At 64.3% G+C, this 19,098-nt stretch carries 21 protein-coding genes; 14 read left to right on the top strand and 7 right to left on the bottom strand.

Annotation, left to right across the window (positions count from 1 at the left end):
- Positions 1-45: 45 nt before the first annotated feature.
- Positions 46-2,118: a transketolase gene (tkt, locus tag ACRECX_RS11580; protein ID WP_431558995.1), complete on the bottom strand. Its 2,073-nt coding sequence runs from the start codon at positions 2,116-2,118 to the stop codon at positions 46-48.
- 22 nt (positions 2,119-2,140) lie between these two features.
- Complete coding sequence (locus ACRECX_RS11575; RefSeq protein WP_431558994.1) at positions 2,141-2,911, bottom strand: ROK family protein; 771 nt, start codon at positions 2,909-2,911, stop codon at positions 2,141-2,143.
- A 379-nt stretch (positions 2,912-3,290) separates the two neighbouring features.
- On the opposite strand from ACRECX_RS11575, the gene ACRECX_RS11570 reads away from it, so the two are divergent.
- On the top strand, positions 3,291-5,231 hold the full coding sequence (locus tag ACRECX_RS11570) for a plasma-membrane proton-efflux P-type ATPase (protein WP_431558993.1): 1,941 nt from the start codon (positions 3,291-3,293) through the stop codon (positions 5,229-5,231).
- Positions 5,232-5,243: 12 nt separating this feature from the next.
- Positions 5,244-5,771, top strand: a complete 528-nt coding sequence (locus ACRECX_RS11565; RefSeq protein WP_431558992.1) for a hypothetical protein — start codon at positions 5,244-5,246, stop codon at positions 5,769-5,771.
- A 12-nt stretch (positions 5,772-5,783) separates the two neighbouring features.
- Here the strand turns inward: ACRECX_RS11565 and ACRECX_RS11560 are convergent, their stop codons facing one another.
- On the bottom strand, positions 5,784-5,912 hold the full coding sequence (locus tag ACRECX_RS11560; RefSeq protein ID WP_431558991.1) for a hypothetical protein: 129 nt from the start codon (positions 5,910-5,912) through the stop codon (positions 5,784-5,786).
- 244 nt (positions 5,913-6,156) lie between these two features.
- On the opposite strand from ACRECX_RS11560, the gene ACRECX_RS11555 reads away from it, so the two are divergent.
- Genes ACRECX_RS11555 through ACRECX_RS11545 form a run of 3 tightly spaced genes read left to right on the top strand, consistent with a single transcriptional unit; the run spans position 6,157 to position 9,370 of the window.
- A complete protein-coding gene (locus ACRECX_RS11555; RefSeq protein ID WP_431558990.1) occupies positions 6,157-7,440 on the top strand; it encodes an efflux RND transporter periplasmic adaptor subunit in 1,284 nt (427 codons plus the stop codon).
- Positions 7,440-8,165: an ABC transporter ATP-binding protein gene (locus tag ACRECX_RS11550; protein WP_431558989.1), complete on the top strand. Its 726-nt coding sequence runs from the start codon at positions 7,440-7,442 to the stop codon at positions 8,163-8,165. Before ACRECX_RS11555 ends, ACRECX_RS11550 begins: the two co-directional genes overlap by 1 nt.
- Positions 8,165-9,370, top strand: coding sequence for an ABC transporter permease (locus ACRECX_RS11545; protein ID WP_431558988.1), 1,206 nt, complete (start codon positions 8,165-8,167; stop codon positions 9,368-9,370). Before ACRECX_RS11550 ends, ACRECX_RS11545 begins: the two co-directional genes overlap by 1 nt.
- 9 nt (positions 9,371-9,379) lie before the next feature.
- On the opposite strand, the gene ACRECX_RS11540 is transcribed toward ACRECX_RS11545, so the two are convergent.
- The gene (locus ACRECX_RS11540; protein WP_431558987.1) at positions 9,380-9,748 is read right to left on the bottom strand and encodes an STAS/SEC14 domain-containing protein; all 369 of its coding nucleotides are present in this window, start codon (positions 9,746-9,748) and stop codon (positions 9,380-9,382) included.
- Positions 9,749-9,769: 21 nt separating this feature from the next.
- Complete coding sequence (locus ACRECX_RS11535; RefSeq protein ID WP_431558986.1) at positions 9,770-10,051, bottom strand: hypothetical protein; 282 nt, start codon at positions 10,049-10,051, stop codon at positions 9,770-9,772.
- 166 nt (positions 10,052-10,217) lie between these two features.
- On the opposite strand from ACRECX_RS11535, the gene ppa reads away from it, so the two are divergent.
- The 3 genes from ppa (at position 10,218) to ACRECX_RS11520 (ending at position 13,939) form a co-directional block, all read left to right on the top strand.
- A complete protein-coding gene (gene ppa / locus ACRECX_RS11530) occupies positions 10,218-10,751 on the top strand; it encodes an inorganic diphosphatase (RefSeq protein WP_431558985.1) in 534 nt (177 codons plus the stop codon).
- A 253-nt stretch (positions 10,752-11,004) separates the two neighbouring features.
- Positions 11,005-12,261 carry a GGDEF domain-containing protein gene (locus ACRECX_RS11525; RefSeq protein WP_431558984.1) on the top strand — a complete coding sequence of 419 codons (1,257 nt, stop codon included), beginning with the start codon at positions 11,005-11,007 and terminating at the stop codon, positions 12,259-12,261.
- Between the two features lie 166 nt (positions 12,262-12,427).
- Positions 12,428-13,939: a CHAD domain-containing protein gene (locus ACRECX_RS11520; RefSeq protein WP_431558983.1), complete on the top strand. Its 1,512-nt coding sequence runs from the start codon at positions 12,428-12,430 to the stop codon at positions 13,937-13,939.
- Positions 13,940-13,964: 25 nt separating this feature from the next.
- On the opposite strand, the gene ACRECX_RS11515 is transcribed toward ACRECX_RS11520, so the two are convergent.
- Entirely contained in the window at positions 13,965-14,315 is a 351-nt protein-coding gene (locus tag ACRECX_RS11515; protein WP_431558982.1) for an HPF/RaiA family ribosome-associated protein, read from the bottom strand.
- Between the two features lie 76 nt (positions 14,316-14,391).
- Positions 14,392-14,661: a DUF883 family protein gene (locus ACRECX_RS11510; RefSeq protein ID WP_431558981.1), complete on the bottom strand. Its 270-nt coding sequence runs from the start codon at positions 14,659-14,661 to the stop codon at positions 14,392-14,394.
- 132 nt (positions 14,662-14,793) lie between these two features.
- On the opposite strand from ACRECX_RS11510, the gene ACRECX_RS11505 reads away from it, so the two are divergent.
- The 6 genes from ACRECX_RS11505 to ACRECX_RS11480 all read left to right on the top strand — a co-directional run bounded on the left by ACRECX_RS11505 (position 14,794) and on the right by ACRECX_RS11480 (position 19,081).
- Positions 14,794-16,326, top strand: a complete 1,533-nt coding sequence (locus ACRECX_RS11505) for a sensor histidine kinase (RefSeq protein ID WP_431558980.1) — start codon at positions 14,794-14,796, stop codon at positions 16,324-16,326.
- Positions 16,316-16,936: a response regulator FixJ gene (fixJ, locus tag ACRECX_RS11500; protein WP_431558979.1), complete on the top strand. Its 621-nt coding sequence runs from the start codon at positions 16,316-16,318 to the stop codon at positions 16,934-16,936. Before ACRECX_RS11505 ends, fixJ begins: the two co-directional genes overlap by 11 nt.
- Positions 16,937-17,076: 140 nt before the next feature.
- Positions 17,077-17,475 (top strand): hypothetical protein, encoded by a 399-nt coding sequence (locus ACRECX_RS11495; protein ID WP_431558978.1) that lies wholly within the window; start codon positions 17,077-17,079, stop codon positions 17,473-17,475.
- 100 nt (positions 17,476-17,575) lie between these two features.
- Positions 17,576-18,253 (top strand): helix-turn-helix domain-containing protein, encoded by a 678-nt coding sequence (locus ACRECX_RS11490; protein WP_431558977.1) that lies wholly within the window; start codon positions 17,576-17,578, stop codon positions 18,251-18,253.
- A 50-nt stretch (positions 18,254-18,303) separates the two neighbouring features.
- A complete protein-coding gene (locus tag ACRECX_RS11485; RefSeq protein ID WP_431558976.1) occupies positions 18,304-18,639 on the top strand; it encodes a c-type cytochrome in 336 nt (111 codons plus the stop codon).
- A 4-nt stretch (positions 18,640-18,643) separates the two neighbouring features.
- A complete protein-coding gene (locus ACRECX_RS11480; protein ID WP_431558975.1) occupies positions 18,644-19,081 on the top strand; it encodes a host attachment protein in 438 nt (145 codons plus the stop codon).
- Positions 19,082-19,098: the final 17 nt, after the last annotated feature.

Raw genomic sequence — 19,098 nt, 5'->3', positions numbered from 1 at the left:
TCGTTTCAATCCAACGGGACGTTCCGTCGCCGGAACGCGAAAGAGCTACAGGCCCAGAGTCATTCTGGCCGCCGCCGCGACCCGCTCCGGCGTGAAGCCGAAATGCTTATTGACGACCTCGATCGGCGCCGACAGGCCGAACGTGTTCATGCCAAGCACGACGCCTTTGGGCCCTGCATAGCGGTCCCAGCCGATCGGCGAGGCCTCCTCGACGGTGACACGCGCCGCGATCCCCGCCGGCAGCACTGACTCGCGATAGGCTTCGTCCTGCGCCTCGAACAGCTCGCGGCAAGGCATTGAAACGACTCGCGCATTGATCTTGTCCTTGGCGAGCAGATCGCGTGCGGCGAGGCACAGCGAAACCTCGCTGCCGGTGCCGATCAGGATGACGTCGGGCTTGCCGCCGGCCGCCTCGGCGAGCACGTAGGCGCCCTTGGCGAGACCTGACGCCGGCGCAAGCGTGCTGCGGTCGAAAATCGGCAGCGCCTGCCGCGACAGGATCAGCGCGGCGGGCCGGTTGGTGAGCGGCATGACGAGGCGATAGGCTTCCGCCGTCTCGTTGGCGTCGGCCGGGCGGACCACCATCATGCCGGGGATGGCGCGCAACGACACGAGCTGCTCGATCGGCTGGTGCGTCGGTCCGTCCTGGCCGAGGCTGATGGAATCGTGCGTCCAAATATGCAGCACCGGCAGGTCCATGAGCGACGACAAGCGTATGGCGCCGCGCGCATAGTCGGTGAAGATCAGATAGGCGGACGCATAAGCCCGAAGCCCCGTAAGCACCATGCCGTTGACGATCGCGCACATCGCGTGCTCGCGAATGCCATAGCGGAGGTTGTGGCCGCTATAGTCGCCGAGCTCGCCGTAAGGCTGGAACTCGCCGGCGTCGTCGTAACCGAGGATCACCTTGGTGCTGCCAGCCACGTCGGCAGCGCCGCCCATCACCCACGGCACCTTTGCTGCGATTGCGTTCAGGACTTTGCCGGACGCTTCGCGCGTCGCGATGCCCTTGGCGTCGGGCGCGAAAGTCGGGACATCGCTGTCCCAGCCCTTCGGCAGGCCCCGCGTGCGGATGAGCTCGACCTCAGCGGCGAGATAGGGAAATTTCTTGGCGTAGTCCGCGAACAGCGCCTCCCAACTGGCATGCGCATCAGCGCCGCGCTTGCCCATCCCGTCCGTGAAGTGCCCGCGCACGCCGTCCGGCACGACGAAGAACTTGTCGGGATCGAAACCGAGGAACTCCTTCGTGCGGCGAACCTCGTCCGGCCCGAGTGGTTCCCCATGTGCCGCCGGCGTGTCGTGCTTGCCGGGCGAGCCGTAGCCGATATGGCTGTGCACGATAATGATCGTCGGCTGGTCGTCCGTGGCAAGAAACGCGTTGTAGGCTGCGGCCAGTTGCCCGAGGTCATTGGCGTCCGCCACGTGGACGATCTTCCAGCCATACGCATCGAACCGCTTCGCCACGTCCTCGGTGAACGTGATGTTGGTGTGACCGTCGATGGTCACGTTGTTGTTGTCGAAGATCCAGCACAGATTCGACAGCTTGAGGTGCCCGGCGAGCGACGCCGCCTCGCTGCCGACGCCTTCCATCAGGCAGCCTTCGCCGCACAGCGCATAGACGTTGAAATCGAAGATGTCGAAGTCCGGCTTGTTGTAGGTGGCGGCAAGCCATTTCCCCGCCATCGCCATGCCGACGCTCGTCGCCACGCCCTGGCCGAGCGGCCCGGTGGTCGATTCGACACCGCTGGTCCAGCCGTATTCCGGGTGGCCCGGGCAGCGGCTTCCTTCCTCGCGGAACGTCTCGATGTCTTGAAGCGTGACCGCGTCGCCGCCGGGCTTTTGATAGGAGGACTCCGCCGCCTGAATGCCGGCAAGATGGATCAGACTGTAGAGCAGCATCGAGGCGTGCCCCGCCGACAGGACGAAGCGGTCGCGGTTGATCCAATGCGGAGCCGTCGGGTCGTAGCGCAGGAATTGCTGCCACAGAATATAGGCGGTCGGCGCCGCGTCCATCGCCGTGCCCGGATGGCCTGAATTCGCTTTCTGAATGGCATCGATGGACAGCGTGCGGATCGTATTGATCGCCAGCTGATCCAGTTCGTCTCGGGTTTGCGTCACCCTGTCACGCCTCCTCCAGTTGTCAGGCCACCGTCACAGAAGCCGATGAAGTTTCGGTGAAGCTCTGGTCCATCTTCTTGTCCCACACCTTCACGCCGCCGGTAATCCCATCGAGATTAGACACGGTCTTCACGTTGTCGGGCAATGGCGGCTCGATCAGCCGCGCGTTACCGCCGCCGATATAGAGCAGGTCGTAGTTGACCACCGTTGCGAGGATGTCGATGACTTTCCGCACGCGCTTGTTCCAATGCTTGCGGCCAATCTTCTTGTGCGCGTCCTCGCCGACATATTGGTCATAGGTCGTATCGGTCTTGATTGGGTGCTGGCTCATCTCGAGATGCGGCGCGAGGCGGCCGTTGTCGAACAGCGCAAATCCCATGCCCGTCCCCATGGTCAGCACGCATTCGACGCCGGTTCCCGAGATCGCCCCCAGGCCCTGGACGGTCGCATCGTTCAGCATGCGCACGGGCTTGCCCAGCCGCTCGTGGAGGATGCCTGCGAGCTTGAAGCCGCTCCACAAATCGGTGCCGAGATTGGGCGCCGTGATGACGGCATCACCGCGCACGACTCCGGGAAAGCCAATGGTCACTCGGTCGTGGCGGCCGAGCTGCTCGGCAAGCGCGAGCAGCCCTTCGACGACGGCTTCAGGCTTTGCCGGGTGCGGCGTTGAGACGGCGCTTGGTCCCCGGAGCACGGCGCTGGCCGGGGAGAGAATCCCCGCCTTCAGATGGCTGCCGCCGATATCGAAGACGAGCGTCAGCGGACCATCTGCTCTAGCCCCGGTCTCTGTCATCCGCAAAGCTCCAACGTTTGCGTCGTCATTCTCCGGTCTACGGATCAACATAGAGTGAACCGTGCGGTCGATCCTCGAAGCCGCCTGGTATTGATGATGGGCGGTGAAGTCGTCCGGCCCGCGCGGACAGGCGTGCGGAGACGTGAATCAGATCGGCAGCGAGGTCAACATTGTATTCAGGTTACCGATGATGCCACCAAAATCCTGCCCGGTCAGGCACTGAACCTGGGCCTCCAGGTGCAGCACAGCCGTCTTGTCCATCATATCCACAGGCGTCCGCTTGGCATGATGGCCGATTGACGGGACTCAGGCGAAGCGATGGGGCATCTTTTCGGGGCCGAACGGTGAGTCCCGATCTCATGGAGGCAGCACGATCGACGTGGCAGTGTCCGGAACGACATCCGCCGAGCCGGCCGATCTGAAGTCGCTCCCCCTCGCGGAGCTGGAAGCGAAACTCGCAACCTCGCCGAAGGGCCTGACCCAGGCCGAGGCGGCGCGCAGGCTCGGACAATACGGCCCCAACGAGCTTGCCGAGAAGAAGGCCAACCCGCTTCTCAAATTCCTCGGCTATTTCTGGGGCCCGATCCCCTGGATGATCGAGGCCGCGGCTGTCCTCTCGGCCATCGTGCAGCACTGGTCGGATTTCATCATCATCCTCGTGCTGCTGATCGCCAACGCCGTGGTCGGTTTCTGGGAGGAGTATCAGGCAGGCAACGCCATCGCCGCGCTCAAGGCGCGGCTCGCGCCGCACGCCCGCGCGTTGCGCGACGGGAGCTGGTCGGACATGGCCGCGCGCCTGCTTGTGCCTGGCGACGTCGTGCGTCTCAGGCTTGGCGATATCGTCCCGGCCGACTCACGCTCGCTCGGGCCCGATCCGGTTGAGGTCGATCAGGCGGCGCTGACCGGCGAGTCGCTTCCCGTGTCGCGGAAGGCAGGGGAGGTGCTCTACTCCGGCGCCATCGTCCGCCAAGGCGAGACGGACGCCATCGTCTTCGCCACCGGCGGCAACACCTTTTTCGGCAAGACCGCGGCGCTGGTCGCCGAAGCGCACACCGTGAGCCACTTCCAGCGCGCGGTGCTCAAGATCGGCGACTATCTGATCGTCATCGCCATCGCGCTCGTCACCCTGATCTTCGCCGTGGCCCTGTTCCGCGGCGATCCGGTCATGACCACGCTTCAATTCGCGCTGGTGCTCACCGTTGCCGCCATCCCTGTGGCGATGCCGGCGGTCCTGTCCGTGACCATGGCGGTCGGCGCGCGGCGCCTTGCCGCCAAGGAAGCCATCGTCAGCCGGCTGGCGGCGATCGAGGAATTGGCCGGGGTCGACGTTCTCTGCTCTGACAAGACGGGGACCCTGACCCAGAATAAGCTGACCCTCGGCGATCCTTTCACCATCGGCAAAGTGACGCGCGACGAGCTTGTGCTCTACGGCGCGCTCGCCTCCCGGGCCGAGGATCAGGACACCATCGACATGGCGGTGATTGCCGGGGTCAAGGATCCGGCGGCGCTCAAGAAATATCAAGTCGAGCATTTCCAGCCGTTCGATCCCGTCCACAAGCGCACCGAGGCGACGATCAAGGCCACCGACGGCAGCACGTTAAAGGTCACTAAGGGCGCGGTGCAGGTGATCCTCGGGCTTTCCGCCAACGCCGCCGAGGTCGGCCCCGCGGTGGACAAAGCCACCGGCGAATTCGCCAAGCGCAGGTTCCGGTCGCTCGGCGTGGCAAAGGCCGTTGGCGACGGGTCCTGGCAGTTCCTCGGCGTCCTTCCGTTATTCGATCCGCCCCGTCCGGACTCAAAGGAGATGATTGCCACCGCCGAAGATCTCGGCATCGACGTCAAGATGGTGACCGGCGACCAGCTCGCCATCGCCAAGGAAATTGCGGTCCAGCTTGGGCTCGGCACCAACATCCTCGACGCGAGCGGCTTCGAGGACGCAAAGGTGCATCAGCAGGCGGCGCTCGACCAGGACATCGAGACGGCGGACGGCTTCGCCCAGGTCTTTCCGGAGCACAAATTCCACATCATTGACGTGCTGCAGAAGCACGGGCACATCGTCGGCATGACCGGCGACGGCGTCAACGACGCGCCGCCGCTCAAGAAGGCCGATTGCGGCATCGCCGTGTCCGGCGCAACGGACGCGGCCCGCGCCGCCGCCGCCATGGTGCTTCTCACGCCCGGCCTCACGGTCATCGTCGAGGCCGTCAAGGAGGCGCGCAAGATCTTCCAGCGCATGAACAGCTACACGATCTACCGCATCGCCGAGACCATTCGCGTCCTCTTGTTCATGACGCTCTCGATCATCGTGTTCAACTTCTAGGTCACGGCGATCATGATCGTGCTGCTCGCACTCCTCAACGACGGCGCGATTCTATCGATCGCCTACGACAACGTGCGCACCTCGCCAAAGCCGGAGGCGTGGAACATGCGCCGCGTTCTCGGCATCTCGACCATACTTGGCCTCGTCGGCGTGATCGCCACCTTTGGTCTCTTCTATATCGGCGAGCGCGTGCTGGAGCTTGATCGCTCCGTGATCCAGACTTTGATGTATCTGAAATTGTCGGTGGCGGGGCACCTCAACATCTTCGTGACCCGCACGCGGGGACCGTTTTGGTCGATCGCGCCGGCGCCTATTCTGCTGATTGCGGTGTTCGGGACGCAGACGGTCGCCACCATCATCGCCGTGTACGGGCTCCTCATGCCGGCCATCGGCTGGGAGCTGGCCCTGCTGGTCTGGGGCTATGCGCTTGTCTGGTTCCTGATCAACGATCGCGTCAAGCTGCTCGGCTACCGGATCCTCGACCCCGAAGCCGAGCCGATCCTGGCGCAGCGAACCCCGGTCACGGCTGCGGTTCGCTGAGGCAGGCGATCGCTACGACGCAAGCCGCGTGTGGCGCTCGCGGCGCAACATCTGCCAGAGGTCTGGGTAGGCGATGCTGGCAATCAGCAGGGCGGCGATGCTCCAGCACGTAAGCGCGACGACCCATAAGAACACGGTCATGTGGGGGTGCTCCTCAGAGTTGACGCGTTCACGCTAGGCACCAATCGTTGCTGCCGTTCGGCGGCTCGGTTTCCCAACATTTCGGGTGCGCGAGATTTGTGTCGAAACGTTTCCCGGCCTGGCAGTCGCCGGCTTTCGTTACAAAAATCTCATCTCCGGCGACCGGATCCGGCATTACAACAGAGAGGAAAGGCAGGCTCATCCAGGCCGCGCCGGGGGACTGCGAGCTATTGGAAGAGCCGCCATGAACGAACACGTGCAATCCGAGAAGGTGAGGGCCGATATCGAGGCCGTACTTGGACTCGACCGGCCCGAGACGCGGCTCCGCCGTTTCCGGCCCGGGCTTATCGTCGCCCTAGTAGCGGCCGCCGCCCTGCTTCTCTATTTCTGGCTCGGAACGGGTGGAGCAAACAACGGCATCCGCTATGTGACCGAGCCCGCCACCAAGGCCGACCTGACCGTCACGGTCACCGCCACGGGCACCGTCCAGCCCACCAACCAGGTGGAGATCTCAAGCGAGCTGTCCGGCATCGTCCGCACCGTTCTGGTCGACTACAACAGCGCCGTCCAGGAGGGGCAGTCACTTGCCGAGCTCGACACCGACAAGTTGAAGTCGGCCGTCGACAGCTCCAAGGCCAAGCTCCTCGCGGCCAAGGCCAAGGTCAGCGAAGCCGAGGCGACCGTGCTGGAGAAGAAACTTGAGCACGAGCGCCAGCAAATGCTCGTCACCAAGAAGGTCGGCGCGGGCCAGCAGCTGGAAACCGCCGAGGCCGCGCATCAGCGGGCGCTCGCCGCGCTCGAAAGCGCCAAAGCCGAAACCGCCGCCGCTGCCGCCGATCTCGCCCTGCATGAAACCGACCTCAGCAAGGCGCTCATTCGTTCGCCCATCACCGGCGTGGTCCTCAGCCGCAATGTCGAGCCAGGGCAGACCGTGGCGTCCTCCCTCCAGGCGCCAATCCTGTTCACCATTGCCGAGGACCTCACCAAGATGGAGGTCCAGGTCGATGTCGACGAGGCCGATGTCGGCAGTGTCAAGGAAGGTCAGAAGGCGACCTTCTCCGTCGATGCCTATCCCAACAGGACGTTCGTCGCCGAGATCCGCGAGCTTCGCTTCGGCTCTGAGGTCGTGCAGGGCGTCGTCACCTACAAGGCCGTGTTGACCACCGATAATACTGAGCTCTTGCTCCGCCCCGGCATGACCGCGACCGCCGAGATTGTCGCCGAGCAGGTCAACGACGCCGTGACGGTTCCCAACGCCGCCTTGCGCTTCTCGCCGCCGGCCGGAACCGGAGACGTCGATGACAGGAACTTTTTGCAGAAGATCATGCCGGGCCCGCCGCGCTTCCGCAAACCGAGCACGCAGACTGCGACCGAAGGCGCCTCGCGCAAAGTGTGGGTGCTGAGCGGCGGCGTCCCTCAAGAGGTGAGCGTCACCATCGGCCCGAGCGACGGCAAGCGCACGCAGATCGTCGCCGGCGAGCTTCAGCCCGGTCAGGCCGTGATCGTCGATACGGCGGCAGGCAAGTGATGGACCAGCGGGTTGCCACCAGAATTTTGCGGCCTCTGATCGAGTTCCGCAACCTTACCAAGTTCTACGGACACGGCGAAGCCGAAGTGCGCGCCCTGGACGGCATCGATCTCCGTATCGGTGAAGGGGAGTTCGCCGCCGTCATGGGGCCGTCGGGCTCCGGCAAGTCGACGGCCATGAATATCATCGGCTGCCTCGATCAGCCGACCAGCGGCCATTATTTGTTCAATGGCGTGGAAGTGGGTCGTCTCGACCGGCGGGAACGCGCGCTGCTCAGGCAGCATTACCTCGGCTTCGTGTTTCAAGGCTTCAATCTCCTCGCCCGCACCACGGCCGTGGAGAATGTCGAATTGCCCCTGATCTATCGCGGCATGGGCAAGCGGGAGCGGCGCCGGCTGGCCATGGACGCCCTTGACCGCGTCGGCCTCAAAGCCCGCGCGCTGCACACCCCCGCCGAACTGTCCGGCGGTCAGCAACAGCGCGTCGCTATCGCCCGCGCCATTGTCACCAATCCTGCGGTCCTGCTCGCCGACGAGCCGACCGGCAATCTCGACACCAGGACGAGCCACGAGATCATGGACCTCCTTGTCGATCTCAATCGCGAGCAGGGGATCACCATCCTCATGGTGACGCACGAGCCCGAAATGGCCCAGTTCGCCGGCCGCATCGTCCATTTCCTCGATGGCAAGATCGAGAACGACACCGTGGAGCAGCAAGCCGCCTGATGTTCTACGAGACCCTGAAGCTCGCGGTGCAGGCGATCAAGCGCAATGCCTTGCGCTCGTTTCTTACCTTGCTCGGCATTGTGATCGGCGTCTCCGCCGTTATCGCCATGGTGACCATCGGCAACGGCACGACCGAGAAGGTCAAGGTGGAGATGGCCAAGCTCGGCAGCAACCTGCTCTTCATTCGTCCCGGGCAGTGGGGCCCCGGACGCTCCAGCGCGACCGCCAGGCCGTTCAGCATGCGCGACATCGCCGAGCTGCGCAGCCAACTCAGGGGCGCGCGCGCCGTGGCGCCCATGGCGCAGCAGTCGGTGACCGTGGTCTATGGCTCGGAAAGCCGGAGCGTAGGTACGATCGGTACTGACGCCAACTATGTCATTACCCAGGATTGGGGCTTTGCCGAAGGGCGCAATTTCCTCGACGGCGACCTGCGCAGCGGCCGCGCCGTTTGCATCATCGGCGCGACGGTGCACGATAAATTATTCGGTTCGGCGGAGGCCGTTGGCAAGCGCATTCGCGTCAGCAATGTCTCCTGTGAGGTCATCGGCATCCTGGAGCGCAAAGGCGAGTCCGGTTTCGGCACCGACCGCGACGACGTGGTGCTGATGCCGATCCGCACCTATCAGCGGCGCATCGCCGGCAACACCGACATCAACACCATAAACGTCTCGGCGCTGGACGGCGTCGACACGCAAAAGGTGCAGGCCGACATCGAACTTCTGCTGCGCGAGCGCAGGGGCATCATTGCCGGTGAGGAAGACGATTTCCGCGTCGCCGACATGAAGCAGATCGCCGATACAAGAACCGCGACAACCTCCATCCTCACCGCCTTGCTCGGCGCCGTGGCCGGCGTCAGCCTGCTGGTCCGCGGCATCGGCATCATGAACATTATGCTGGTGTCGGTCACCGAGCGCACGCGCGAGATCGGCATCCGCCTCGCCATCGGCGCACAGGAATCGCAAGTGCTGATGCAATTTCTCGTGGAGGCCGTGGTGCTGTCGCTGTTCGGGGGCGCCGTCGGCGTTCTCTTGGGGCTCGCGCTCGCTGGCGCCGCCTCGGCGGGCATGGATATTCCCTACGTGCTCGATCCCGCCATCGTCGTGATCGCCTTCGGCTTCTCCGCCGTGATCGGCGTCGTGTTCGGCTACTTTCCCGCGCGCCGCGCTGCGCAGCTCAACCCCATCGACGCGCTCCGCCACGAATGAGCGGGAGTCTCACGCGGCTTGCGTGATCCACAGCCGCGCCTTGGCCGCCTCCTCTGTGGGATAGACGCGCATGGCCCCGGGCACGGCGAAGCTGAACAGACGGGCCGCGTGCTTGATCCACTCCACGTCGGTGATCACGGCGACCCGCTCCCAGCGGAAATAGTGCTCCATGCCGATCTTGAAGTCCTCCCACGCGGCGCCGGCGTCGACTCCGTCGAAATCTGGACCGGCCTCGTACAGGAGACGAACTTTTTCGTGTGCTTTCAAGGCCTTCTCGAGCGCGGGAATCAATACGGTGTCATAGTCCTTGCGCGTGACCTGGCCCGTGCAGCTCACCGCCACGACATTCTCCGGAAAGCCTCTGAGCAGCTCGATCATCTGGCCTCCTCTTGGTTGTCGCTATTCGGTCTTGGTGACGCACTCGCCCGCCGCACTCCAGGTGCAGCCAAGCGAGCTCGTATTGCAGGTGGATTCGCTCCCGTGCACGGCGCAGGCATTCTCCTCGGGCCGCGGGCCGTCGAGGCACCCCTTGTTGTTGGCCGCATCGTACCAGCAGCTGGGCTCCGCCACGCACATGGCCGAATCCCTGATCGCGGAGCAGCGCACCTTCTCGGCATGCGCCGGGAAACTGAAAACCGTCGCCAGAGACGCGAGCAGAACTGCTGAGAGTATCGGCTTCATTTGCACTCCTCTTGCTTAGATGTGAGACGAGTCCTAGCGGGAAGATGGCGCCCATTCAAAGCCCAAAGTAGAGGCGGGCCCACTCCCAGGTTTTTGCCACCCCGCAAGGCCGTGGGATGGCCTAAGATCGGCCGGCGATCTCGAGCCTTAAACGGAGCGCCTGCGCATGAACCTCCCCAAGATCCCGGTGGGCGATAACCCGCCGCACGAGATCAACGTCATCATCGAGATCCCGCAAGGCGGGTCTCCCGTCAAATACGAGGTCGACAAGAAATCGGGCGCGTTGTTCGTCGACCGCTTCTTGCACACCTCGATGTTCTATCCGGCGAATTACGGCTTCATCCCGCACACTCTGTCGGAAGACGGCGATCCGATCGACTGCATGGTCATTGCGCCGACGCCGGTCGCCTCGGGCGCCGTCATTCGCGCACGCCCCATCGGCGCGCTTCTCATGGAGGACGAGAAGGGCATCGACGAGAAGATCATCGCCGTGCCGATCGATCAGCTTCATCCGTTCTACAAGCGGGTGACCAGCTATCGCGATCTGCCGGAGATCCTGATGGAGCAGATCGGGCACTTCTTCGAGCACTACAAGGACCTGGAGAAGGGCAAATGGGTCAAGGTCGTGCGCTGGGCGGAAGTCGGGGAGGCCGCCGATCTGATCCGCGCCGGCATCGAGCGGGCAAAGTCACAAGCCTAGCGCGGTATGGCGCGGCTCGCCGTCTGGCGGTAACGCAGATTTCTTCCGCGGCATCAAAAGCGGAGATGCCTGATCGTCGGCCCTAGCCGGGTGACAAGCCCCGGTTGCGGCTCGAAATTTTGCCGTGCGGTATTTTGGATGCCGCGAGCGCGTTGCCTAAAATTATCCAGAAAATCTAGCGGCCCCATAAAGCCTGCCGTGAGGCCGCCTGAGCTAGTGTGCGCGCGAGGTTTCACCCAAGCTGCGAGCGCCCATGCCTCTCGACATGATGACGATGTCGGCCGTGGCCGTCACGGTCACCGCCGTCCTCGGGCTTGTGCTCGTCTTCGATTGGGCGCGCCAAGGCGGCTCGGCCTTCGTCGGCTTGTGGGGCTTTGCCCTGCTGCTTATGAGCGCCGGCATTGTCGTCGCCGCCGTCTCGTCGCGGGCCGGTCTTTCCGGTCTCCTGGTTCTCGGCCAGGCCCTGATGATCTTGCCGAGCTGCATCCAGTGGTATGCCTGCCGGCAGTTCTCACACCGCCGTCCCAGTGTGATCTACATGCTGGTGGGCCCTGTCGGCTTTCTACTCGCCGCCGGCTCCGGCTACGCGGAGACTTTCGACGACCGGCTGATTCTCTTATGCGGGCTGATCGCGGCCTACAGCTTCAGCGCAGCCGTCGAGCTCGCCTACGCCAATGGCGAGCAGCTGCCGTCGCGCTGGCCGGCCGTCGTGCTCCTCGTTCTCACCGGCGTGAGCTTCCTGTCCTGGCTGCCGCTTATCGCGGCGATGCCAATTCATGAAGCCGGCGCCGTTTTCTCAAGCAGCTGGTTCCCGGTGGTGATCCTGGTCACGGTGCTGCTTCGAGTTGCACTTGCGTTTATCGTTCTGTCCATGGCCAAGGAGCGTCAGGAAGAGGAACAGCGTGTCAACGCACTTACTGACAGCCTAACCGGGCTGCCAAACCGCCGGGCGCTGTTCGAAGCCGCCGACGCCTTCGGCCACCGCCGCATCCTTGGCGGCACGCCGGTCGCCGTGCTGATCTTCGATCTCGACCACTTTAAGGAAACCAATGACTCCTATGGTCATGAGCTTGGGGACGCGGTGCTCAAGGTCTTCGCCTTGACCGTGGCCAAGCATCTGAGCCCCAGGGGCATCGTCGGACGCCTCGGCGGCGAGGAGTTCGCGGCGATCTTGCCGGGCGCCGACGCGCCCTCCGCGGCCGAATCGGCGGAGGTGGTACGGCGCGCCTTCGCGCGGTCGGCTGCGTTTATCAATGGTTTGGCGGTCGGCGCGACGGTCAGCGTCGGCGTCGCCTCGGACGTGGAAGTCGACACCGACCTCTCCGGCCTTTTCCGCCGCGCCGACGCCGCGCTTTACATCGCCAAGCGCGCGGGACGCAATCAGGTCGCGCTTCTTGAGTCGGACGACCAGAGCTTCGTCGCCGCCCCTACCGCCGCCATCCGCACGTCGCCCTCGCGACTGAAGCCCACGCCGCCCATTCTGCCGCGCCGCCCCGTCAGAATCGCCTGACGGCGGCTTCGTCCGCCGCCATTCCGGGCTTGATTGTGACACTCAGATGTTGGCTCTGTCGCGACGCGCCGTGGGCGCCAGGGGCCGACGCGCGTCGAAGGCAAAATGCCGTCAATGACATAGCGTGACGCGTTCGCCCTGCGTGTTTGGAGCGGGAGTTTTCGCTGTGTCAGGTTCAGAGTCGGAACGTGCCGGGACGGAGGTCGAGCTCAAGCTCACCTTCGATCCCGCCGATGCGTCCCGGATTTTGTCGCACCCTGTGCTGACCGCGAGCGACGCCTCGCGCGAGACGCGGGATCTGATCTCCATCTATTACGACACCGGCGACGACGTCCTGCGTCAGGCGGGCGTCTTCTTGCGGGTCCGTGCCACCGGCAATGGCTATGTACAGACGATCAAGACCGCCCGCGACGAGACGCAGTTTCTCGAGCGGCGTGAATGGGAGCAGAAGGTACCCACACACGAGCCGGATCTTGACGCGGCGGAGGGCACTGCGCTCGCACCCCTCCTCACCCCCGAAGTCCGCGCCAATTTGCGTCCGCGGTTTCACACTAGGGTGAGGCGCCAGACCTTCCAAATGCGGCGCGACGGAGCGGAAATTGAGCTGGCCATAGACCAGGGCGAGATCACCGCGGGGGTCACGGGGACGCCGGTATCCGAACTCGAGCTCGAATTGAAGGCTGGAGACAAGCGCGAGCTGTTCCGATTGGCCGGCGAACTGGCCGAAACCATACCCTTGAACCTCAACGTCAAGACCAAGGCGGAGCGCGGGTTCGAGCTTGTCGACGGCGGCGATCATGCCGTGGAGAAGGCGGGTAGTATCGCGATCTCGCCGGACATGGCGGTGGCCGAGGCCTTTCGCACCATCGCCCGTAATTGTCTCCGCCAGATCGTCGTCAACGCGCCGGCCGTGCGCGATGAAAACCCCGAAGCGCTGCATCAGATGCGCATAGGCCTGAGGCGCCTTCGCGCCGGCATCGCGCTGTTCGCCGATGTGGTTGATGACGAAGTTCGTGCGCGCATCGGCGAGGAGCTGAAGTGGATCACCCAGGAGCTCGGCCCGGCGCGCGATCTTGATGTCTTCGCGGCCGATGTGCTCGAGCCGCTGCGTGCCGCGCGTCCCGGCGACGCCGAGGTCGCGGCCGCCCATCGCGAGTTCGCCGCGCGCCGCGACGCCGCTTATGCGCGCGCCGCGGGCGCCGTTGGATCGCAGCGCTTTCGCCTGGTGCTGGTCGACATTATCGGCTGGATCGAGGTGGGCCATTGGGCGGAGAGCGATAGGGCAGGGGCCTCCGTCGCCGAGCATGCCGCCAAGGAGCTTCGCCGCCTGCGTCGGCAGGTCAAGAAACGTGGGGCGAACTTGCGCGATCTTTCAGCGGGCGAGCGGCACAGGCTTCGCATTCGTGCCAAGCGCCTGCGCTATGCCACCGAATTCTTCGCCGCCACCTTTCCCGGCAAGGAGAACGACGAGCGCCGCGAGAAGTCGCTGTCGGCGCTCAAGGACCTTCAGGGCGCCCTCGGCGCGCTCAACGATATCGCCACGCGGCACATCGTGCTTGGTGAGGACAAGGCGCCGGTCCGCCTCGAGACGCACACCGCCGAGGCTGAGAAGCGGCTGGAAGAGTCCGAGCGCGCCTATGCGCGCTTCGCCAAGGTCAAGGCCTTTTGGAAAGCCTGACCTGGCGGTTCGTTCGGCCGGACCCTTAGGGCGCCACATGCGTTTTCACATCGCCCCGCTTCTTGCGGTTATGGTCCTCCAGGCGCCGCACGGCGGCGTTGAAGGCATCGCGCAAGGCGACGTAGACATCTTCGTGGGCGTGATCGAGAGGCTTTGCGCGGTCGACGACGAGATCCTTGCCCGGCACGCTGATGTCGATATGCACGCGGTATAACTTGCCCTTGTGCTGATGCCGGTGCGGCGCCTCGACCACGACGGTGCAGCCGATAATGCGGTCGTGGAAGCGCTCGAGCTTCGCCGCTTTCTCGCGGATGCGCGCCTCGACGGCTGGCGAGGGGTCCATGTTGCGGAATTTGACCTCCAGGGGAATCTGCATGGGGCGCCTCTTTTCTTTACACACCTGAATTCCATCGCGGCAATGTGCGCAAAATAGGACGGTAAGGAACGGCTCCCTAGCGCCGCATCAGCACGCCGAGCAGGAAGCCGGCGCCGAGCGCGATGCTGAGCGACTTGACGGGTTCGCGCCTGACGGAGTCCTCCACCGCGCACAGAAGCTCGCTCGCCTGATCCTGAAGCGCATCGGCCTGATGGCTGCCTGCGCGTCCGATCGAGCGTGTGAGATTCTCCACTGCGTGGCGAAGCGTCGACAGGCGCTGTGCTATTTCCTGGATGTCTTCCTTCAGAGCCTGGTGGTCCGGCATTTCGGCGTCGTTTGGGGCCATGTTGTCCTCCTGTGCGCCTGTACTGCGGCATACACAAAGCTAACACACTAGGGCTAACAGAGTTGCGATACTCGGCGTTGACGGACGTAGAGCTTGTTTTACGTCGTGCCGCAGGAGGATAGAATTCGCCCCATGCAGAGGCCCCTTGACAGACGCCCAGGGGAAGGCGGCGTCGAGCGATACCGGCGCGCGCTGCTCGATCCGGAGACCTCCGCAGCTCACTACTGGGCCGCGATCGGCGCCGTTGGTCTTGCCCTCATGTTGCGCTGGGGGCTGCATCCGTGGCTACAGGAGCATGCAGCGTTTCTCGCCTTCATACCCGCCGTCCTGTTAGCCGCGGGCGTTGGAGGATTGGGTCCTGGTTTGGTAGCGACGCTGCTGAGTTCGCTGCTGGGATTGGCCCTTATTAGAGTTAGTGGCGAATTTTCCAGTCCCGAGCTTGCCGTCGCCGTCTTCTTTGTAATCGTGGGTTGCGGCGTCTCGTTTTTTGGCGAACTGCTCCGCCGCACCCGAATCCGCAATCGCAAGCATTTACGCGACTTGCGCGCGCGTGAAGCTCATCTCCGCTCGATCCTTGACACCGTGCCGGACGCCACCGTCGTCATCGACGAAGAGGGCGTCATCCAATCGTTCAGCGCTGCCGCGGAGCGGCTCTTCGGCTACACGGAGCCGGAAGTGGCCGGAGCGAACGTGTCCATGCTGATGCCAAGCCCCTATCGGGAGGAACACGACCGGTACATTTCCCGTTATTTGACCACGGGCGAGAAGCGCATCATTGGTATAGACCGTGTGGTCACCGGCCAGCGCGCGGATGGATCGACCTTTCCTATGAAACTCGAGGTCGGCGAGATGCGATCGGGCGAGCGCCGCTTCTTCACGGGCTTCGTCAGCGACCTCACCGAGCGGCAGCAAACGGCGCATCAGTTGCAGGAGCTGCAAACCGAGCTCGCCCGCCTGTCGCGGCTGACCGCAATGGGCGAGATGGCGTCGACCTTGGCGCATGAGCTAAATCAGCCGCTGTCGGCGATCTCGAACTACCTTCAAGGGTGCGGCCGGCTGCTGGAAGGCATTGACCATCCGAACGCGCCGAAAGTTCGTGATGCGCTAGGCGAGACGACGAAGCAGACCTTGCGCGCCGGACAGATCATCCGCCAGCTCCGCGAGTTCGTGGCGCGGGGCGAAACCGAGAAGCAGGCCGAGAACATCAACAAGCTCGTCGAGGAAGCGAGCGCGCTCGCGCTGGTGGGCGCCAGGGAGGAGGGGGTCAAAGCCCTATTTCGCTTCGAGAGCCATACCGATGCGGTCATGGTCGAGAAGGTCCAGATCCAGCAGGTCTTGCTCAACCTCATGCGCAACGGGATCGAGGCCATGCATGGCTGCGACCGCAAGCTGTTGCTCGTGACCACCGCCGCCGTGGACGGCGACATGATCGAAGTCAGGGTGGCAGACACCGGCCAAGGCCTGAGTCCGACGATCGCCGATCGGCTGTTTCAGCCGTTCGTGACGACCAAAGCGGCGGGTATGGGGGTTGGCCTGTCTATCTCAAAGCGCATCATCGAGGCGCATGGCGGTAGGATCTGGGCGGAGCCGAATCCCGGCGGCGGGACTGTGTTCTGCTTCACCTTGTTATCTGCCTCACCTGAGGACACGTCCCATGCCGGATAACCGCGTGGTCCATATCGTCGATGACGACGAGGCCGTGCGCCAATCGCTCGCCTTCATGTTGAGCGCGGCGGGCTTGGCGGTGCGCGTCTACGACTCGGCGAGCGCCTTTCTTGCCGGGTTCCCAGGCGTACAGGACGGCTGCCTGATCACCGATGTGCGCATGCCGGACATGACGGGCATCGAGTTGCTTCACAAAGTGAGAGCCAAAGGGGGCAGCCTTCCCGCCATCGTCATCACCGGCCATGGGGACGTGGCCTTGGCGGTTGAGGCGATGAAGGCCGGGGCCGCGGATTTCATCGAGAAGCCGTTCGACGAGGAGACGATCTTGAGCGCGGTCCATGGCGCCCTCGAGCGCGGCGCCGATGAGGGGAACGGGCCTGCCATCGCCGCCAGGATCGCCACCCTGTCCGAGCGTGAGCGGCAGGTGCTCGAAGGCCTGGTCAGCGGCAACCCCAACAAGATCATCGCCCAGGATCTCGGCATCAGCCCACGGACGGTCGAGGTCTATCGCGCCAACCTCATGGCCAAGATGCAGGCCAAGACCCTGTCGAAGCTGATTCGCATGGCGATTCAGGCAAAGCTGCCGGCCGATAGAAACGCGCAGAAATAACCGCCGCGCGCGGAATCGTGCCGAAACTAGCGCTTAGGCGCTTGACCTGGCTCAAGGCGCCTCTCCGCCCCACGCATAATCTTCCGCCATGAACCACGGTCCGCGGCAGCGGGCCACGACGCCCGTGTGCGGAGAATCGATTGCCGGAAACCGAAACCATATTCATCGCGGTAAGCGACGGCGTCCTCGCCGATTCGTTGCGCTTCTCCCTCGAGCTCGAAGGCTTCACGACGCGCTTTTGCGACGAACACTCTCTGCACCCCGCGATGGCCGCGGCCATTCCGCAACGGGGCTGTCTCGTGCTCGACCAGGACGTGTTTACGCGAATGGCGGGGCGGGACGCGGAGGGCGCCTTCTCCCGCGGCGACATGCCCGTCGTCTTGATGGTGTCCCACGCCACCAGCCAGGTCATGGCCCGCGCCGCCGCGGCGGGCGTCACGAGCGTAGTGGAAAAGCCGCTCCTTGGCGGCGTCCTGTTCGCCGCGGTGCGCGAGGCCTTGGGCAAGGCCGGTGCCCCGGAGCGCCGGCTAAGGCCCTAGCGCCTACGTAGTTTCCCTTAGGTGTTCGGCCCGAATTTCGGCGCGCCCCCGCGAGGCGTAGCTTTGACATCGGTCAAATCGATCTCTTGGAGGATCACCGATGCTGACGCCGACCCCCATCACCGCCGAACTGCCACGGGATCACCGCCAGCTCCGGCCCGCGCCCCGCACGGCAGGGCCTGAATCCTATCTCCCGTCGAGCGTGCCGATGAATTTTGGACGCAACGCCGAGATATTCGCCGAGGGCGAGACCGCGGGTTACGTCTACAAGCTCGTCTCGGGTGTCGTGCGCGTGTCGAAGCTGCTTCCTGACGGGCGCCGCCAGATCAGCGCCTTCCATCTGCCGGGCGACATGTTCGGCTTCGAGGTCGACGACGTCCACCACACCTCCGCCGAGGCGGTCGTGCCGGTCAAGCTCGTCGCCTTCAAATGGCAGAGCCTACTGAGCGCGGGCGCCTCCACCGGCTTGGTGCACGAGTTGCTCAATCGCACCATGATCGGCTTGCGCCACACCCAGGACCACCTCCTCCTTCTCGGCCGCAAGAATGCGCTCGAGCGTCTCGCCGCCTTCCTGCTGGAGATGACGCGGCGTTCGGGCGACAGGCAGGTGCTGGATCTCGCCATGCCGCGCCACGACATCGCCGACTATCTCGGGCTTACGCTCGAGACCGTGTCGCGCATGTTCGCCGAGTTGAAGGAGATCGGTCTCGTGCGCCTCGAATCAGCGCGCCGCGTGCATCTGCTCGATCCGGCGAGGTTGAAGGCGATGGCCGCCTGAGTCTACGGTGCGCAAGGGGAGACTTGCACCGGCAGGGATGGCAGGAACCCATGGACGCACGGATTGTTTTCACCCTGGGAGCGGTATTCGCCACGAGCGCGGCTTTCGCCGGTCCGGTGACCAGCGCCCCCGATCCGGAGCACGGCAAGGACCTCGCTCAAAGGCTCTGCTCGAATTGTCATCTTGTTGACAGCGGGCAGTCCCATGCCAGCGTCGACATACCGAGCTTCCGCGAGATCGCCGGCAAGGAGGGCCAGACCGAAGGGGCAATCATGGCGGCTATCGTCATCCCCAAACACCCGATGCCGGTGATTCCCATCACCAAGACTGAACTCGAGGACCTAGCCGCCTATATAATGACACTCCGCGAGCCCAATGAACGGTGAGGCCATGAAGAAAGCCAAGATTTGGTATGCCATTGCCGATGGCGGCAGGGCGCGCTTTGTCGAGCGCGACGAGAACGGCGCCTTCCGCACCATCGCCAGCCTCGAGTCCACCGACCTTCACGACCGCGCCAGCGATCTTGACCGCGACCGGCCCGGGCGGGTCATGGAGAGCGCCACGCCAGGCCGGTCCGCCGTCGAGCCGCGGCGCGACCTCAAGCAGGCAGCGAAGGAGGATTTCGTCAAGCTGGTCGCCGACGAGCTTGCCTTGGGTCATGACCGCGGCCAGTTCGACCAGCTGATGTTGGTGGCGCCCCCCGGCGTCCTCACCGAGCTCAAGCAGAAGCTCGCCAAGCCGATCGCCGACCTTGTGGTCAAGGATTTGCAGAAGGACTTGACCAAGGTCCCGGACCACGACCTGACCCAGCACCTCGCGCCGCGCTGAACTAGGCGGCCTCTCGT

This window comes from Methyloceanibacter sp. (assembly GCF_050726195.1).
In the GTDB taxonomy this organism is placed as follows: domain Bacteria; phylum Pseudomonadota; class Alphaproteobacteria; order Rhizobiales; family Methyloligellaceae; genus Methyloceanibacter.
This window is presented reverse-complemented; position numbering and strand designations above follow the sequence as displayed.

Bases quoted from the DNA above. Each gene is read 5' to 3' on its own strand.
- ACRECX_RS11575 (WP_431558994.1), bottom strand. From the start codon at position 2,911: ATGACAGAGACCGGGGCTAGAGCAGATGGTCCGCTGACGCTCGTCTTC.
- ACRECX_RS11565 (WP_431558992.1), top strand. From the start codon at position 5,244: ATGATCGTGCTGCTCGCACTCCTCAACGACGGCGCGATTCTATCGATC.
- ACRECX_RS11560 (WP_431558991.1), bottom strand. From the start codon at position 5,912: ATGACCGTGTTCTTATGGGTCGTCGCGCTTACGTGCTGGAGCATCGCC.
- ACRECX_RS11555 (WP_431558990.1), top strand. From the start codon at position 6,157: ATGAACGAACACGTGCAATCCGAGAAGGTGAGGGCCGATATCGAGGCC.
- ACRECX_RS11550 (WP_431558989.1), top strand. From the start codon at position 7,440: ATGGACCAGCGGGTTGCCACCAGAATTTTGCGGCCTCTGATCGAGTTC.
- ACRECX_RS11545 (WP_431558988.1), top strand. From the start codon at position 8,165: ATGTTCTACGAGACCCTGAAGCTCGCGGTGCAGGCGATCAAGCGCAAT.
- ACRECX_RS11540 (WP_431558987.1), bottom strand. From the start codon at position 9,748: ATGATCGAGCTGCTCAGAGGCTTTCCGGAGAATGTCGTGGCGGTGAGC.
- ACRECX_RS11535 (WP_431558986.1), bottom strand. From the start codon at position 10,051: ATGAAGCCGATACTCTCAGCAGTTCTGCTCGCGTCTCTGGCGACGGTT.
- ppa (WP_431558985.1), top strand. From the start codon at position 10,218: ATGAACCTCCCCAAGATCCCGGTGGGCGATAACCCGCCGCACGAGATC.
- ACRECX_RS11525 (WP_431558984.1), top strand. From the start codon at position 11,005: ATGCCTCTCGACATGATGACGATGTCGGCCGTGGCCGTCACGGTCACC.
- ACRECX_RS11515 (WP_431558982.1), bottom strand. From the start codon at position 14,315: ATGCAGATTCCCCTGGAGGTCAAATTCCGCAACATGGACCCCTCGCCA.
- ACRECX_RS11510 (WP_431558981.1), bottom strand. From the start codon at position 14,661: ATGGCCCCAAACGACGCCGAAATGCCGGACCACCAGGCTCTGAAGGAA.
- ACRECX_RS11505 (WP_431558980.1), top strand. From the start codon at position 14,794: ATGCAGAGGCCCCTTGACAGACGCCCAGGGGAAGGCGGCGTCGAGCGA.
- fixJ (WP_431558979.1), top strand. From the start codon at position 16,316: ATGCCGGATAACCGCGTGGTCCATATCGTCGATGACGACGAGGCCGTG.
- ACRECX_RS11490 (WP_431558977.1), top strand. From the start codon at position 17,576: ATGCTGACGCCGACCCCCATCACCGCCGAACTGCCACGGGATCACCGC.
- ACRECX_RS11485 (WP_431558976.1), top strand. From the start codon at position 18,304: ATGGACGCACGGATTGTTTTCACCCTGGGAGCGGTATTCGCCACGAGC.
- ACRECX_RS11480 (WP_431558975.1), top strand. From the start codon at position 18,644: ATGAAGAAAGCCAAGATTTGGTATGCCATTGCCGATGGCGGCAGGGCG.